General features: G+C 54.0%; 16 protein-coding genes. All 16 read right to left on the reverse strand.

Translation table 11 applies throughout. The features are described 5' to 3' along the window. Window positions 1-217: 217 nt before the first annotated feature. The gene (locus EE896_RS11465; protein ID WP_140916478.1) at window positions 218-616 is read right to left on the reverse strand and encodes a lysozyme inhibitor LprI family protein; all 399 of its coding nucleotides are present in this window, start codon (window positions 614-616) and stop codon (window positions 218-220) included. A 23-nt stretch (window positions 617-639) separates the two neighbouring features. Further along, the gene (locus EE896_RS11470) at window positions 640-1,092 is read right to left on the reverse strand and encodes a lysozyme inhibitor LprI family protein (RefSeq protein ID WP_225613734.1); all 453 of its coding nucleotides are present in this window, start codon (window positions 1,090-1,092) and stop codon (window positions 640-642) included. A gap of 22 nt (window positions 1,093-1,114) precedes the next feature. Further along, on the reverse strand, window positions 1,115-1,489 hold the full coding sequence (locus EE896_RS11475; protein WP_105099293.1) for a hypothetical protein: 375 nt from the start codon (window positions 1,487-1,489) through the stop codon (window positions 1,115-1,117). A 142-nt stretch (window positions 1,490-1,631) separates the two neighbouring features. Then, window positions 1,632-1,991 carry a T6SS amidase immunity protein Tai4 family protein gene (locus EE896_RS11480; RefSeq protein WP_140916477.1) on the reverse strand — a complete coding sequence of 120 codons (360 nt, stop codon included), beginning with the start codon at window positions 1,989-1,991 and terminating at the stop codon, window positions 1,632-1,634. A gap of 138 nt (window positions 1,992-2,129) precedes the next feature. Continuing rightward, complete coding sequence (locus EE896_RS11485) at window positions 2,130-2,543, reverse strand: hypothetical protein (RefSeq protein ID WP_140916476.1); 414 nt, start codon at window positions 2,541-2,543, stop codon at window positions 2,130-2,132. Then, the gene (locus tag EE896_RS11490; protein WP_140916475.1) at window positions 2,540-3,532 is read right to left on the reverse strand and encodes a hypothetical protein; all 993 of its coding nucleotides are present in this window, start codon (window positions 3,530-3,532) and stop codon (window positions 2,540-2,542) included. Before EE896_RS11490 ends, EE896_RS11485 begins: the two co-directional genes overlap by 4 nt. Window positions 3,533-3,632: 100 nt before the next feature. After that, window positions 3,633-4,115: an Hcp family type VI secretion system effector gene (locus EE896_RS11495; RefSeq protein WP_003853303.1), complete on the reverse strand. Its 483-nt coding sequence runs from the start codon at window positions 4,113-4,115 to the stop codon at window positions 3,633-3,635. A gap of 545 nt (window positions 4,116-4,660) precedes the next feature. Further along, window positions 4,661-6,160: a type VI secretion system contractile sheath large subunit gene (gene tssC, locus EE896_RS11505; RefSeq protein WP_003853307.1), complete on the reverse strand. Its 1,500-nt coding sequence runs from the start codon at window positions 6,158-6,160 to the stop codon at window positions 4,661-4,663. Beyond that, window positions 6,157-6,690, reverse strand: coding sequence for a type VI secretion system contractile sheath small subunit (tssB, locus tag EE896_RS11510; RefSeq protein ID WP_008925979.1), 534 nt, complete (start codon window positions 6,688-6,690; stop codon window positions 6,157-6,159). The genes tssC and tssB overlap by 4 nt, the downstream gene beginning before the upstream one ends. Before the next feature lie 79 nt (window positions 6,691-6,769). Then, window positions 6,770-7,786 carry a type VI secretion system protein TssA gene (tssA, locus tag EE896_RS11515; RefSeq protein WP_033743189.1) on the reverse strand — a complete coding sequence of 339 codons (1,017 nt, stop codon included), beginning with the start codon at window positions 7,784-7,786 and terminating at the stop codon, window positions 6,770-6,772. Window positions 7,787-7,802: 16 nt separating this feature from the next. Then, complete coding sequence (tagF, locus tag EE896_RS11520) at window positions 7,803-8,519, reverse strand: type VI secretion system-associated protein TagF (RefSeq protein WP_003853313.1); 717 nt, start codon at window positions 8,517-8,519, stop codon at window positions 7,803-7,805. A gap of 14 nt (window positions 8,520-8,533) precedes the next feature. Next, complete coding sequence (gene tssM / locus EE896_RS11525; protein WP_003853316.1) at window positions 8,534-12,163, reverse strand: type VI secretion system membrane subunit TssM; 3,630 nt, start codon at window positions 12,161-12,163, stop codon at window positions 8,534-8,536. A gap of 3 nt (window positions 12,164-12,166) precedes the next feature. Beyond that, window positions 12,167-13,405 carry a DotU family type VI secretion system protein gene (locus EE896_RS11530; protein WP_140916474.1) on the reverse strand — a complete coding sequence of 413 codons (1,239 nt, stop codon included), beginning with the start codon at window positions 13,403-13,405 and terminating at the stop codon, window positions 12,167-12,169. A gap of 17 nt (window positions 13,406-13,422) precedes the next feature. Then, window positions 13,423-14,763: a type VI secretion system baseplate subunit TssK gene (gene tssK / locus EE896_RS11535; protein WP_039661097.1), complete on the reverse strand. Its 1,341-nt coding sequence runs from the start codon at window positions 14,761-14,763 to the stop codon at window positions 13,423-13,425. A 5-nt stretch (window positions 14,764-14,768) separates the two neighbouring features. Then, window positions 14,769-15,263 carry a type VI secretion system lipoprotein TssJ gene (gene tssJ / locus EE896_RS11540; protein WP_003853323.1) on the reverse strand — a complete coding sequence of 165 codons (495 nt, stop codon included), beginning with the start codon at window positions 15,261-15,263 and terminating at the stop codon, window positions 14,769-14,771. A 23-nt stretch (window positions 15,264-15,286) separates the two neighbouring features. Then, window positions 15,287-15,883, reverse strand: coding sequence for a hypothetical protein (locus EE896_RS11545; RefSeq protein WP_003853326.1), 597 nt, complete (start codon window positions 15,881-15,883; stop codon window positions 15,287-15,289). Window positions 15,884-16,330: the final 447 nt, after the last annotated feature.

The raw sequence follows: 16,330 nt of genomic DNA on the forward strand, positions 1-16,330 counted from the left end.
TTGCGTTAAAGGTTAATTTTTAACTAACGAACAGGGTAATAATTAAAATAAATTCAAAGATAATCTTATTATGAGCACCAGAGACTCTCTTGCTTAAATAGCATTTATTCAGAATCATTTACAGGCATTGAAAAAAACGGGATTAAAGCGTAACGCCATGCGCGATAGTTAAAGAGAATGTCGTGCCCGACTTGTAAAGCCTGAGCAAGGAAAATCATCAGTAAGGCAGTTGTTTCAGAAGAGCAAAACGCTCTTTATCGATGCGGATAACACAGAGATTAGTCGCCACCGCACTCGCATTGCTGCCTTCTTCAGCCGCAAAGGCCTCCAGCCTGCACTGTCCATCACGATACTTCAGCCAGTTGCGCTGGGTATCTACCAGCGTTGCGACATAGTCATCAGCCAGTTTTTTCTGTGTGCCGTACATCTGTACAATCCGCCTTTTAGCCGTATGATACGCTTTGTTCAGGTCATCTTCCGCCAGCGTCTTCTGCTGAACAGTACACTGAAACAGCGTGCCGTCTGAAGGCTGTTTTGCACAGGTCTCATCAGCGATCGCTGAAGCACTTACGGAAAGGGACACACCGATCAAAATCAGTTTACTTATTCTTTTCATAATTATCTCAGCACTCTTAACGATCAATGATAGGGAATCAACTTAAGCTTTATGACTCTTTGCTCGTTAAGCTCAGAAGTGCACATATTAAAATTAGCGTTACTTAAATCACTTCCTTTATCTGCAACATAAGAAGCCAGTTTACAGTCATTATCCCGGTACTGTAGCCACGCTCGTTGAGCGTCAGTTAATGTACTCATATATTGACTAAGCGCTTTATTATCACCTTCAAAAAGAGTTTCAACTCTGGCTTTAGCCAGTTTATATTCTTTATTTAAATCAATCTCAGTCTGGCTTCTGTTTTTCCGGGCGCAATTGTAAACTTCCTGGTCGTTATTCCCTTTTGAACAATCACTCATTGCGTGGACGGGCGAAACATACATAACCGTGATAGACAGCAATATAGAAAAACATGTTCTCATTAAAATCTTTACCTGTAATAACTTACCCATGCCTGAGCAAATGGGCAGGCTCATTATGCAGCACTTTATAAGCGGTTTATTTCATCACGCCAACATCCTGAGCAATAACATTCCCCTTGAATGTCACGATATAATCCCAGAGGTTATCGCCCTTCTGACTGGGATAAAAAGAATACTCGTACTTTCCATTCGTAAAGCGATATCCCCTGAAGTCGCAGACATCAGGGCAATTTGTATTGATGGTCTCGCCTTTAAGGACAATTGAAGAATTATCTTTTACTTTTCTGGACTTGAGCGAAACGTTATCACAGGTAAGATTACCTTCCTCACAACTATAGGTGATATCCGCCTTGAATATTTTTCCTTCAAAGTGTGAAACTGATTTTGCTAAAGACAATGAAGGCAAACCAATAAGCACCATGATAATAATATGGATTATTTTCTTTATCATATGTTGATTCCATTTACGAGTCACTATCATGCTGAGCTTCAGCTGTAATACGCGATTACATTTAACTAAAAACATCTTCTATGAAAATTCATTTATGATATTTAGCGTTACTGAACCCCTAGAGCTTTCCACAAAAAAGAAATTATTTTTTATATTTATTATAGAGAGATTCAGCATCCTGGCTTTGCGCAAGTAGCGTGCATTTCATCATATTGAAATTTCCTGAAACCGAGCCTGTAAGGTTCATCTTCAGATAGTCATTGATTAACTTATCGCCCTCGCTGAATGCTTCAACGGGAAGATGGCTTATCTCTAACCAGGCTGACGCGCTTTTAAAGGCATCATCAGTGAAAGCCTTGTCAGTGGTAGCTCTACCTGCGCAACGGTTGAGAAGCCAGTTGCTGAAAATCTGCGGTTGTTTAAACGAGTCAGGGGCAGGAGGCGTTATCGCCAGCGCCGCAGGAGATGACGTCAGAGCCAGTAAAATCAGTAACTTTTTCATTTCAGTATCCACAGGGAGGCAACATCAGGAACAAAACTACCATTTTCTGCACCACCCAGGAAGTGACAGGTATCAGAGCAGATATTGCCGTCAGAGTGTCACACGCCCTCGGGCATTGCTGCAGTCTTATCCCTAACCTCAGTTAAATACATAAACGAAAACTGCCATAAAAACAGCCCAGCCAACGGTCAGGAAAAATGTAAACTGGTAAAGGTGGAGCGTTTTTTCCATCCACACCATTTTCTCTCTGGGTTGTTGCTGCACAAATTCATAGGCCTGAATACTGACATTTTCAGACTTAGAAAAACGCATTTTCCGCCCCTTTCTGAGATTCATGAAAAATGCTACTTTCTGATAATTAGCATAGAATCCCAAATGGTTTGCAACTTTAGTGGTCAAGTCTAGTTGCAACCCTGTACTTTGATAAAGATTGATAAAATCCTGATAAGCTTTTTGATTAACTCTAAAGAACCACGCAGTATAAACATGCAGCGAAATAACTAAAACAGATAAAATTAAGCTGCCATACATAAAAAAATCATACCAAATCATAAAATCTTATCCATCAAAATACCCGCCCCTTTTTCACCCAGCTTAGCAGAGCCATAACCACCCACTGTGGAACCAACTATTCCACAAGCTAACGCACCAATGCCTCCGGTTGCAACACCCAGTGCCACACAGGCAGATGTTGCAAGTGTTGCAGACGCCGCACCACCTAAGATAGCTGCAGTCGTGCTTGCTGCAAACTTAGAATACTCTTTCACCGCCACTTTAGAGCATTCATTTTCTCTTTCTTTGGTACAACTGTGATAAACCTCATTAGTCGTATTTACAGCACTAAATCCTATCGAAACCCACCCACCCATTTTCATGAATTTTGCTGCTTTGGCTGCACTATCTACATAGGTCGAATAACCACGTATTGCTGTTGTGCCTGCCGTTTGCCAATCATGGATGATAGAGGAACTGGAAAGGTTTAATGCATGTTTTATCTTCTCGTAGGGGCGCAAATTCAGCACAAATCGGGATAAACGATTCAGTAACACTTCAAGCTCACCAAACAACCGCTTCCGCTCAACAAAAAACTGCTGACCGAACAATGTTCCAGATGTCAGATATTGATTACGATAGGCATTTTCAATGGCGGTAAGTTTATTGCCAATTTCATTAAAATACTTCTCGCCTGCGTCACCTATGATACCTGAGGCTTTATCCATAAAGTTGGTAATTGCAGCAATAGAGGCATAATGGCGGTTAAAGAAATCAGCCTCATCAACCGTCAGATGAGTGACACTATTATTGGTTCTGGATTTAGCCTCTTCCAGAGTGCGCATGGCTGCAGGATGATTGTTACCGTCAGGGTCAGCAACGATTAAAATCTGGCCTGGTTTAGCCCATGCAACATCAGCATTTAATTGCAAAAAATAGTTCGCGGCAGACATATTGCGCGTGCCATAAAGCCACATTGCCTGCTCAGTCAGTCTTCCCGGACGCTGAACAACACAAAATCCCGGCTCAATTGAATTTTTTTCAGCCATAAACAACCTCCTTTTGCAATTAAATGAGCAAAACGTATAACCACTGCATTAATTCATTAATTTTAATGAAGATACGCCCCCTTTTCGGAGGCGTCGTTTATTACGCTTCTTTGTTGCCTTTGATGTCCCAGCCTGCGCTGCTCTCTGCGCCTTTGCCGCCGGAAGCGCTCTGCTCCCAGTACTGCTGCTTCACTTTGGATGCCTGGAAGGAGTAAGTCATTCCGAGGGTATCGCCGTTGTCGGAGCCATTGTAATTCACAGCGGTCACCAGAACGTCTTCCAGGGTGATGCGTGCATACTCAACCTGAGAGCCGCCCGCTTTACAGATAGAGAGTTCAACTTTAGCGAGATGCTTACCGCTTGCGCAGTTCTTCAGCAGCGCCGTAGTTGACTTATCGATTAATGCATTCACGTGCAGGTCGTTAAAGTTAACCTTACCGGCACCGCCGCCGCCGCCAACAGACATGTTGCCTGGCTGAGAGGCACCCCATGAGAAAGAGGTAATATCGGTCCAGCCAGTGTGGTTTGAGTCTTTCGACTCGCCAGTAACACCGTCAACCTTCATAAACATATCAATAGCCATTATCTTTCACTCTTTATTGGTTGAGATTATTGCTTTCAAAAAAGCAAGGATATGGCAAAAAGAAAAGCATGGGGCTGAATAAAACAGTCCATATTTTACCTTTGCCTTGCTTCTGAAATATCGTCATAAACGATATTTCAGATACCGAATTACCAGACATTAAGCCGGGCAATATATATTCATCTTTTCATAATGCGGAATCGAGGTTTTCACCTTGTATTCAGAAAGCAGAGAAGCACTTAATAAATTCTTCTTAGCTTATCTCCTGCCCAGTAAAAACCTAACGAAACAGTGACTGAAAGAGTAATCAGAATACCGTTAATTATTTTCATCATTATCGTGACATTCCAGTCACAGAAGAAAATGAAATAACCTGTACAGCTGAATAAAATCAGGCCAGAAATAAATTTCAGCAGGAGATGTAATAAATACAGGACTAGCTTTTTAACCATGCTGTCATCCTCCCTGACACTCATTTCAGCAAACTTTCTGTCAGGCATCAGGCGCAAACCCCTTTCGCGCCTGAAAACCTTGCGACTCAACGTTTAAGCATTGTCATTCTTCAGTGACGGCAGCTTAGAAACCAGACGCAGCGAAACGGTCAGGCCTTCCAGCTGATAGTGCGGACGCAGGAAGAACTTCGCAGCGTAATAGCCTGGGTTATCTTCCTGCTCTTCCACATTCACCTCGGCAGCGGCCAGCGGCTTGCGGGACTTGGTCTCCTGCGAGGAGTTAGCCGGATCGCCATCGACGTAGTTCATCACCCAGTCGTTCAGCCAGCGTTCCATCTCGTCGCGCTCGCGGAAAGAGCCGATCTTGTCACGCACAATGCACTTCAGGTAATGCGCGAAGCGACAGCAGGCGAACAGGTAAGGCAGACGCGCCGCCAGACGGGCATTGGCGGTGGCATCGGCGTCGTGATACTCCATCGGCTTCTGCAGTGACTGCGCACCGATAAAGGCGGCGAAGTCAGAGTTTTTGCGATGCACCAGCGGCATAAAGCCGTTTTTCGCCAGTTCGGCTTCGCGACGATCGCTGATAGCGATTTCGGTCGGGCACTTCATGTCCACGCCGCCGTCATCGCTCGGGAAGGTGTGGCACGGCAGGTTTTCCACTGCACCGCCCGACTCCACGCCGCGGATCGCCGTACACCAGCCATACTCTTTAAATGAGCGGTTGATGTTGGCGGCCATGGCGTAGGCGGCATTGCTCCAGGTGTAGTTGCCGTGATCGGAACCGTCGGTCTGCTCTTCGAAGTCGAAGCTGTCGACCGGGTTGGTACGAATGCCATAAGGCAGACGCGCCAGGAAACGCGGCATCACCAGACCCAGATAGCGTGCATCTTCCGATTCACGCAGGCTGCGCCAGGCAGCATATTCGGTGTTCTGGAAGATCTTGGTCAGATCGCGTGGGTTCGCCAGCTCCTGCCAGGACTCCATCTGCATCACTTCCGGCGCGGTACCGGTAATGAACGGACAGTGCGCGGCCGAACCGATACGTGCCATCTCACCCAGCAGCTCAACATCCTGCGGGCTATGATCGAAGTAGTAGTCACCCACCAGGCAGCCAAACGGCTCGCCGCCGAACTGACCATACTCCTGCTCATAAATCTTCTTGAACAGCGGGCTTTGATCCCAGCCGGCACCCTTGTAACGCTTCAGAGTACGACCCAGCTCCTGCTTGGAGATGCTCATAAAGCGGATTTTCAGCATCTCGTCAGTTTCGGTATTGTTCACCAGATAGCTCAGGCCGCGCCAGGCGCTTTCCAGCGACTGAAACTCCGGGTGGTGAATAATCTGGTTTACCTGCTGCGACAGCTTTTCGTCGATCTCCGCAATCAGCGCCTGAATGGTCCGATACGCATCGCTGGAGACGGTGACGGTGTTTTCCAGCGCCTGCTGCGCCAGAGTTTTCACCGCGCTTTCGACCGCCGCGCGCGCCTGATCGCTTTTTGGCCGGAACTCTTTATTCAGCAGCGCACTGAACTCATCCTGACTGAAACTGGCTGCGCCCTGCGACTGCGGTTGTTGTGAAGTCTGCGTCATGCCTGCGGCTCCTTACCTTCAGTGGCCTCATCCTGCTTTGGCAGATGGGTCAGGGCCTGCAACAGCGTAGGATCCTGCAGCACCTTACCAATCAGCTCTTCCGCACCGTTTTTGCCGTCCATATAGGTCAGCAGGTTCGCCAGCTGGGTACGCGCTTCCAGCAGCTTGCTCAGTGGCTCGACGTTACGAGCCACCGCATCCGGCGAAAAGTCATCCATGCTGTCAAAGGTGAGATCGATGTTCAGCTTGCCTTCGCCATTCAGGGTGTTGTCCACCTGGAACGCGGCGCGCGGCTTCAGCGCTTTCATGCGCTCATCGAAGTTGTCGATGTCGATCTCCAGGAATTTCCGTTCGTCGATGCCCGGCTGCGGCTCCAGCGGTTTACCCACCAGATCCGCCAGCACGCCCATCACAAACGGCAGCTGGATTTTGCGTTCCGCGCCATAAATTTCCACGTCATATTCAATCTGGACGCGAGGCGCGCGATTGCGGGCAATGAACTTCTGCCCACTGGATTTGCTTGTTGCCATGGTTTTCTCCATCAATGATGCGCGGATAATGTGTCACAGCAGGCGCGCAGGTCCCGCTGTGTGAGTGGGTCACGCCTGCTTAGTCGCGACGTCCGAAAATGGTTTCCAGCTGATGAACGCCATCGGGTGCCAGTTCGCGGATGATCTCCAGAAAGTCGCGCTCGATTAAGCGCTGTACCCGATCAATCATCAGCGGGGCCGGATGACTCGGCTCATGCTGGGTGAAGTACAGTTTCACTTTCTCCAGCATCAGCTGCGCGTCGGCGCGGGAACTGATCTGTACCGTGCGCCAGTCCGCTGCAGCGCGCGGGGCCGCTGCGACAGCCGCCGGTGCAGCGGCTTCTGCGGTCTGTTCCGCCGCTGCGGTGGGAATCAGCTGGCTGAGGTCCGTGGCCTGGCAGCGTTCGGCGATCAGTGCAATCTGTCGGCGCATCTGTATCAGTTCAGGCACTGCCGCCTCGCCCAGCCGTTCGGCGATGGTTTCGCAGATGGTCTGCAGCCGCTCATGAATCTGCAGTACCGCCTCAATGCCGGGCTGGTCGCCGCGTGCCAGTTCGTCGATCAGACGCGGCAGGCCGCCGGGATAATCCGCCACTTCGGTTTTGCTGCCGTCACACAGGGCGGCAGCATCGCGCAGCGAGATGCCGTCGGACGGATAGCGCAGCAGCCAGCACTGACGCACCGCGCCGCTCAGGGAGGTCTTGTCACCCAGCAACGCCAGAGCATTGATACGGTAGAAGGGATCCTGTTCGCCGTACTCTTCCAGACGAGGCCACAGCGGCTCCCAGTAAAGCAGCAGCGCCTGTTCAATCAGCTTCAGACCCTGCGCATAGCCCGGCAACCCTTTCAGCTCCGTCCAGGCATGCGTCAGCGCCAGCATCACCCGCAAATCTTTGCTGCGGCCCAGTAAGGCTATTGCCAGCTTCTCAACTTTGTTCCAGTCGGCGGGTTCCGCGGGAATGATGGTATCGCCGAACTGCTGTTCCGCTTTGCCGGCACTGGCCTGCTCCATCGCCTGAAAATCGGCGTCGTACTCCAGGTTATCGCCGCCGGGATTCTCTTCACTGACCGGAGCCAGCAAGGCCTCTGTATTCATCGTCATGCGTGTCGCCTCAGGATTCAAACATCGGGGGATAAAGTCCGTTTCGTCCCGGCTTTGCCCCACCGGCCGGATCAAACAGCAATGAAAAGAGCTGAGCGGTGAAGTTACCGCTGTGGACCTGGGTATAAAGCGGGAAGCCGTCGCTTTGATTGGTCCACCAGAAACTGGTGTAAAACTGCGGGTCGAAGTTCTCGCCCGGCAGCGCCCAGTTCAGCGTCGAGGGCGTGTCGCCATGCCCGATGACGTTGAGAATATCTGATGACTCGCCCGCTTCCTGCGGCGGTTGCGGCTGCGGAATGCTGATCAGCGCCTGATCCAGTTGTTCCGGCGATCCGCCACCCTGCACCACCCGCAGCAGCGTATTGCCCACCTGCTGATACCACTCGCCGGAGCGGGCCAGCAGCGCGGGAGACCACTCGGCGGGGGTGAAGTGGCGCAGCGCGCAGAGCGGATAGTTACGCCCTACGCTGTCCCGTGCGGCGATCAGGCAGCCCATCTGGATCAGCTGACTGCCCAGCATCGGCGGCACCACAAAATTCCAGACCGGCGCGTTAAGGAACGGGCGCGACGGGGCGTTTTCACTCTCCTGGCTGCTCTGCCAGTGATGCAGGCCCACCTGAAACCAGCTGGACCATTGGCGATAGAGCACGTCAGGAAAGCGGCGCTTCACAAAGTCACCTGCGCTGGGCAATTTGCCGTACCAGCAGGGTGCAGCGTAATGAGTCATTGTCGGGTCCTGTTTCAGGGGCAGCTAAAGCCGGGAAGCTGGAACGGGTTACGAATGCTGCCAGGGGTGAACGACAGCGTGACCTGATGGCCCTCCACGCTGAACGTGGCTTCACGGGTCAGGCCGCCTGCAGCAGTAACCCGGGCGCGGTCAAAGAAACGATTGAGCGCCCAGGGGCCGCTGGTGACCAGCGTCGACGTGGTGCCGTTGGTCAGGCCCAGCTGCATCCGCACCTGGCTGGTGCCGCCAGGGCCGGGCCAGCTGACCATCTGCACGGCCTGCGGCCCGTGGCTGTAACGCAATTGCTGACCATCCACATCCAGCGTCAGGTTGAGGATGTCATTGTCCATTTTTACGGTGCGTAGCGTGACGCGGAAGCCTGGCGTGGTTGCGCCGTTGGCAAAGAACGCATCACGAATTGACTGCGCCTGCTGGAAAGGACGAAGCAGCGCTTCGCCACCCGGCAGCGTTTTGCCGTCAATACCTGGCGTAAAGCGCCACGATGCGTTGGTGGTGTCGACTTTGCTGGCCAGGTTGTCGCGGAAGAAGCTGTCCATCATGCCGCTGCCAGGCGCAAACATCCGGGCCAGGTCGTCAGGTGTCACTTCACTGCGCGCGGAGCGCACCAGCGGATAACGACCGGCGATCGCCTGACGACAGAAACTGCCCACCTCCATCGTGATACGTTTACGGACGTTATCCATGTCGCGGCGCTGTGCATCACTGCTGGCGCCGACCGCCATGCTGGAGACCATATTCTGTAGCGAACCGGGAAGTCTTCCGGCACTGGCTTGAAGACGACTGATCGCATCGCTGGCCGGTGGCGGCATTCCGCTGTTGGCGGCATCCTGCACCGCCGTGAGGTAGCGATAAAGGTCGTCAATCTGGTGCAGGAAGTCATCCACCGCCAGCACCTTGCTGCCCTGCTGCAGCGGCTGTGCCAGCTCAAGGATCGGCGCAAAGTGCACAGCAACGGCCTGTTCCGGAGAGACCTGCGTTGCCGCCTGTCCACGCGCAGCGCTCGCTTCAGGTGACGTAAACAGCGCTTCCAGAGTACGGGTGGCGCTGTTATCCGACGGTTTTGCTGCCTGCGCGGTTTTCTCATCGGGTTGCGCCCGGTTCAGCGTCAGCAGATTGCTGAGATTGATGACCAGCTGGCGCAGCGGCGAGTGATTGCCTGACAGCAGACGCGCGGTGTTGATACGTTGCGAAAGGTCGGCGCTGCTGTTGAGCTGGATATCACTCAGAAACTGCTCCCACTGGCGGATATAGTCCTGCACATAGAGCTGACGCACCGCGAGATCGGTCTGCTCACTTTTCTGTTGCGGCGCAGCACCGCCCAGTACCCAGAGATCGTCCTGATAAAGTGCCTGCGTTACCGGGGCAATCTGCTTATCGACATGCTGCCAGTAACCGTCCGGTGTATAGAGACCGGACACCCCGTCATTAACCGATTTACCGCTTTTGCGGGAAAACACCAGCTCGCTCTGAGGCCCGCCCAGCGACGCCAGCGTGACCGGTTGCAGGCTGTCATCCCGTTGCAGCAGGCGCTTCAGGCGTCCATAAACCCGCTGTGACAGCGGCATCTGATTAATCATTTCCTGCTCGCGCTTTACCAGTGCGTCATCCTTCGCGTAGGGCGACGAGTGGATCTGCGTTTCCAGCAGCTGTTGCAGATGCCACGCCAGCTGTTTTACCTGCTGCTGCGTGACGTTCTGCGGCAGCTCACGTGAGAGATTCAGCATCAGCCAGGCTTGCAGGAATTTGCCATCGTAGTGCTTCGGCTGATAGAGCATCTGATACGCCTTCAGCGCTTCATAGCTGTAGTCCGCATCGCTGCCAGTGTCATTACGCAGCCAGCGGGTGATGTTCTGTGCCACCTGCGGCAACAGCAGCTGTTTCAGTGCTTTGTCGTAAAGCGCGCGGGTTGCATCGCTGACCTCGGTGCCGCGATAAAGCCCCATGCGGCGCGTCAGCGGTGGAGACTCCAGCGAGAAGTCGGCGCTTTCTGGCAGGTGCAACAGGGTGTTGAGATAGGGCACCAGCGCAAAGAGATCGCCGTTGACCTGCTGCTGAAGCTGATTGCCCAGTTGCTCAACCTGTGGCCCTTTAGCAGCCATTTCCTGCAGGTAAGTTTTGTTCTTGCTGTAACTGGTAAGCCACAGTCCGCCCGCCACCAGTAGCAGCACCAGCAGCGCCAGATACCCCGACCACAATCCGGCGCGGTTGCGCAGTTCCCACCAGCGATTACTGCCCGCCAGGCCCGACTCCTGGAAAATCACATTTTCCAGCACTCCTTTCAGGAAGAAGCTCTGGCCTTTGTTCTGCGGAATTGGCGCGTCTTTATCAACCTGATCCCATCTGCCTGATTCGCCCGCCTGCTGGCCTGGCAGATTCAGCGCGCGGTTCAGCTCGCCCATCACCCGGTCAAACGGCAGTCCTTCCTGGGTGCCGCTGGCAAAATAGATGCCGCGTGGCGCGAACTGGGTTTCAAAATCGGAGCGGGCAAACAGCGTATCAAGTGCGTCTGCCAGTAATGGACGTAACGCCGCAAACTCCTGTGGGAAGAGATAACTTTCCGCCCGGGCCTGGGCGTCACTCTCCATCAGCAGACGGTCGGCCAGTCCGGCATCAAGTCGCTGTTGCAGCAGTGAATACTCCTGCTGGAACTGGCTGTTCAGCTCAAAATCGGCGGCAGATGCCTTCGCCCACGGAAAAGTGAACCCCCAGATTTGTTCGCGCTGGGCTTTGTCCAGCGAGCCGAAGTAGCTGCGGAAGCCTTTAAGCAGGTCAGCTTTGGTGACCAGCACATAGACCGGGAAACGGATGCCGAGACGATCGTGCAGCTCCATCAGACGCTGACGCAGCGCCAGCGCCTGGTTGCGCAGTGCCTCGGGCGACTGGCTCAGCAGATCGGATACGCTCAGGGTGACGATGACACCGTTAATTGGCTGACGTCCGCGATATTTACGCAGCAGGTCGAGGAAATGATGCCATTCGCTGGCATCGCTATCCTGCTGACTCTCCTGGGTGCTGTAGCGCCCGGCGGTATCGAGAAGGACTGCATCATTGGTGAACCACCAGTCGCAGTTGCGGGTGCCGCCGATGCCGCGCAGCGCCGACTTGCCGAACTTGTCCGCCAGCGGAAACTGCAGGCCGGAGTTGACCAGCGCGGTGGTTTTACCGGCACCGGGTGCGCCGATGATCATGTACCACGGCAGCTGATAGAGATACTGGCGGCCAAAGCGCTGCGCCCAGAACGGCGTACCCTTGCTGCTGTGGCGCTGAAAATGCGCCTTTCTCAGCATCTCTGTGGCTTCAGAGAAGCGCCCTGCCAGCACCTGCTCTTCACTGGTCAGACGCTGACGATCTGCTTCCGGCGCATCGCTTTTGCCGGTTTCCAGACTCGACATCAGCTTGCGGTTGAGCCAGTAATTGTAAAGCCGTGGGATCGCCTGCCCCAGACCCCAGACCAGATAGAGCAGTGCGATACTGATCATCCGGTTCTGCTCTGGTTCAAGCGGCCGCGAATCAACGATTGAGAAGACCGGGCCAATGACCCAGATAATGAATGAGAGCGCGGTGATGCCGACGAAGCCCCACGCGAGGCGGCTGGTCAGCACCGCAAACAGAATATTCAGCATGGATCAGTTCCCTCTCGCCAGGCCGTTGAGTTCGGCATGCGTCGCATCCGGCGCCACCAGCAGTGTGATTTCAACGCGACGGTTACGTGCGCGATTTTCTGCGCTGTTGTTTGGCACCAGCGGATTGCTTTCGCCGCGTCCTTCCGCTTTCACCCGTGATGGATCTGCCAGTTGCTGTTGCAGCAGGGACTGTACCGACCGCGCGCGTGCCAGCGAAAGCTCAAAGTTGGAGCCGAAGCGCGCACTGCGGATCGGTACGTTATCGCTGTAACCAATCACCTGAATCTGGCCACTGACGTTGTTCATGGCGGCGGCAATGCGCTGGATCACGTCGACATAGCGTCCGCGCACGTCGGTGGCCGCCGAAGCAAACAACCCATCCCCTTTCAGAGTCACTACGCTGCGATCCGCTTCATCACGAACCGCCACCAGCCCGGCATCAATTTCCGGTTTCAGGAAACCGCGCAGGTCGAGCGTGGCGGGCGGTGGCGGCGCAGGGTTGCCGATCTTCACTTCCGGTAACGTCGTCTGATAGATGCGGGCCAGAACCGGCGAGGTGTAATCGCCCAGACGCCAGTTGAGCACGATATAGAACAGACAGGCCGCCAGCCCGGCGACTGCGGCGCAGGCCCAGAGCGGGATCATCGGTCGCCACAGCTTGCGCAGCACCGGCTGATCGGTGGGATGCGGTGACAGCGCCGTCGCGTAATTGCCGCGCACGCTTCTGATCATCTGCAGCAGACGCTGTTTGATGGTCTCCAGCTGCGAACGGCCATTGTCCAGCACCCGGTAGCGGCCTTCGAACCCCAGCAGCAGGCAGAAGTAGATCAGCTCCAGCATCAGAATGTGGCGTCTTGGGTTCTGCGACAGCTTGGCCAGTAGCTGGAAAAACTTCTCGCCACCCCAGGTTTCGTTGTGAAACGTCACCAGTAAGCCGTTGCTGGTCCAGACGCCGCGGCTGCCCCACGGGGTCAGCGCCGCCGCCTCATCCAGCGCGGTACAAAGGCAGTAACGCGCGCCGATGATCACTTCGTAGCCGAGACCGGACTGCTGGCAGCTCAGCTCGAAGCGGCGAATCTGGTCAATCAGTTGCTGGCGCAGTTGCGCCGGATCGTCATGCGATACCGAATGGCGGATCTGTGGAATCGCGTTAATCAGGGGGTTAGCCGCCGCGACCAGCACATTCTGGTGGCTGGCATCGGGCGCAAGATCGCTGTGTGATTTTTGTTGTTCCTGCATCATGCTGCGTGCTCAGTTTATTATTCTGACTGACTGCGGATGGCCCAGAACTCCATGTTCAGGCCCGGAAACTCACCGGCAAGATGCAGCGCAAAAGCGCCCGAGCGCTCCATCTCTTTCCATAGCTCGCTGTTCTTATCCAGTTCGAAATAGCTGTATCCGGCATGCCACGGGATCTGCGGCGGCGCGCCAGGCATCGCCCGAAGTGCCAGGCCCGGTAGTTGCAGCTGCACCAGATCGCGGATTTTACTGACCGGCGCGACTTTCATCTGCGCCGGGAAATGGGTTTTTAGGGTATCAGCCGGCACGCTGGCTTTTACTGCCAGCACAAAGCCAAACTCATGCACCATGCTGCTTTCCGGTACAGTGGCGACGTTAAGGCCGTGCGAGCGCTGGGTCAGCGGCAGCTGAATCGCGCTCTCTTCCATGACCTGCGACAGTCCCTGCCGCAACAGCAGCGACAGACGGCTAAAGCAGCTGTGAAGATCGTCATGGTCATAAAGCGGCAGCGCATCAGGTGCGCGGGCGGGCGTCCAGGTGCTGAGTTCCGCCGCCAGTTGCAGCCAGTGGCTATAGAGCGTTTCAGGATGCAGTAACGGCAGATGTTGCAGATGGCTGTGCAGGCCAAGCTGACGATTGAGCAGCGCCAGCAGCATAAAATCGACCATATCAGCGCTGTTGAAGCGGCCGGTGCCCGGCGCTCGCTGACTCAGTTGCTGACTGCGCTGCTGGATCAGCCCGTACAGGTCGTTAAACATGTTTTGCAGTGGACGACTGCTGTTCAGGCCCAGCATCGGCGGGATGTAGTCGCTGTCGAGCCGGATGTGATTGTCGCTGCGTTTTTCAATCACCTGCGCCACGCCCATCGCAGTCCACTCGGCGGTGAGATCCTGCTCCAGCATCAGACGCAGGCGCAGCTTGCCGAATTGCACTGTGGCGCTGCCCACGGCCTGTGCGTTGTCATCTTCCACGTCCGCTTCCCAGGCAAGGTAGCGCGCCAGAGAGTCCTGCGACTCCTGAAAAGCGACGGCTTCGCGGCCATTGCGTCGGGCCGGTATCGCCAGCACGACCTTGCTGCGGTCAACAGAGGCCGGAAGGTCCAGCGGTGCCGGGCCATGCTGTGGCTGGCTGAAGGAGAAAAATGTGCCATCCGGCAGGCAGCCGCTGGCGGCGCTCAGCGCCAGTTTTCCCTGACGCAGCAACGCTTCATCAAACTCCAGATCGTAAAAGCCCCAGGTATAAGCGCGCTGTGACTGGCCCCACTCACGCAGGGTGCTGAGAAGATAATTTTCTGACTGCTGGAAATGATGGGGACGCAGGAACATCCCCTCGGTCCAGACCACTTTTTCGGCTCTGTTCATAGGCATCACTGTTTTTCCACGCGAAGGCCATTAATCCCCGCCACAATGCGCGCATTCAGCTCGCCATCGTTACGTTTCCAGAACGCCCAGAATGAGGGCGACGCATCTTCAGGCACCGGCAGCGACAGGCGCCAGACTTTGCCGTCCAGCGCCTGATATTCCGCCATGATGCCGATGAAGCGTGTCTCCGGCAGGCTCTTGATGCGCAGCGTTTTACTGCGCTGCTCGGGTGTCAGGAAGAACTGCTGGGTATTGAGTTGTGCGCTGCCCAGTACGGTGGCGGACTGGTTTTGCAGGGAGAAGAAGTCTGCTGACATGAACTCCGCATCGGAGCTCAGTAACAACACCCGGACTTTCAGCGGCGCACCGCCATTGAGCTGATTCTGTCCTTGCACGTCCAGGTTGTAATAAGCCACAGGCTGCTTACTGCTGCTACAGGCCGCCAGCAGCAACGCCAGCAGCACTATCAGCCCACCACGCAGTTGAGTTGTTCTCATCATCAAGCCCTCCCTGCTTTTTGCGATTAGTTAATGATCCAGGTTCCGTTGGTGCTGTTCTGACAGGCAGTGCTGTCACCATTCACCGCGACACAGGTTTTCTTCTTGCTGCTACTGCGCGCACGACGTTTAGGCTGATCGGCTTTAACTGTCTGATCGTAGAGATCGCTTTTCACCACGGCGCGAAACGGCACATAGCCCGTCAACGTAACTGTCGCCTGCGGCGTGGCAGATTGCGGTGCATCTTTCACGGTAGCCGTGCCGCTATCCGGTTTCGCTTCTGCAGCCTGGGCCGGTTCACCCAGCGCCAGCCAGTTGTTCTCCACCTGACCAATCACGGTATAGCTTTCACCGGTTTTCAGCGTCTCCACCACCTTGCCACCGTAGCCTGGCTGGCTCATCACCGAGCCAGGATAGAGCGCGCGGTAAGTCTCGTTAATCGGGCTGAACTGCGCGGGGGGTTTTACGGCATAACGGTGGCTGAGTGCTACGCCGTCCACCGTGCTGGTGACCAGTGTGTCATCGGTCATTTTCGGCGGTGTTTTACAACCCGCGAGAGAGAAAACAAACATCAGGCCTAGTGCAATGTGGAGCTTCGCCATTTTTTTCATGTTGTGTTCCATTCATATCCTGGAGAGAGGCCAAAGGCCGGTTGTGAGTGTTGAAAATTTAGAAACAGGGCTTGAAAGAAGCGCAATCAGGGCCATTCAGAATGATCATTCTTAAACGAACGGCGCAAAACTGTTGCGTAACCTTACAAAAAACGATCAGTTAAAGTTAAGTATGAAAAACCATCAGCGAAGGTATGAGCGGGAATGGAGAAGAATCTGACCTGGCAATAAACGATCAGAAACATGATCAATTTTTTCCCGGCAAATTTTAGCAGGCAGGCAAAACCCAAGTTTTACTAATGCCATCCCTGGTCGTAAAACCGACAAACTGAATACGATTTACATACATAACGCTATTCGCTTACGAAATAAAATGACTTAACACTCCTGTTAACACATGAATTAAATGCTTAAATTTCATGTATTTATTATCATTATAAAATTTCATAGCTACCGCAC

It is taken from the genome of Pantoea eucalypti (assembly GCF_009646115.1).
GTDB lineage: Bacteria > Pseudomonadota > Gammaproteobacteria > Enterobacterales > Enterobacteriaceae > Pantoea > Pantoea eucalypti.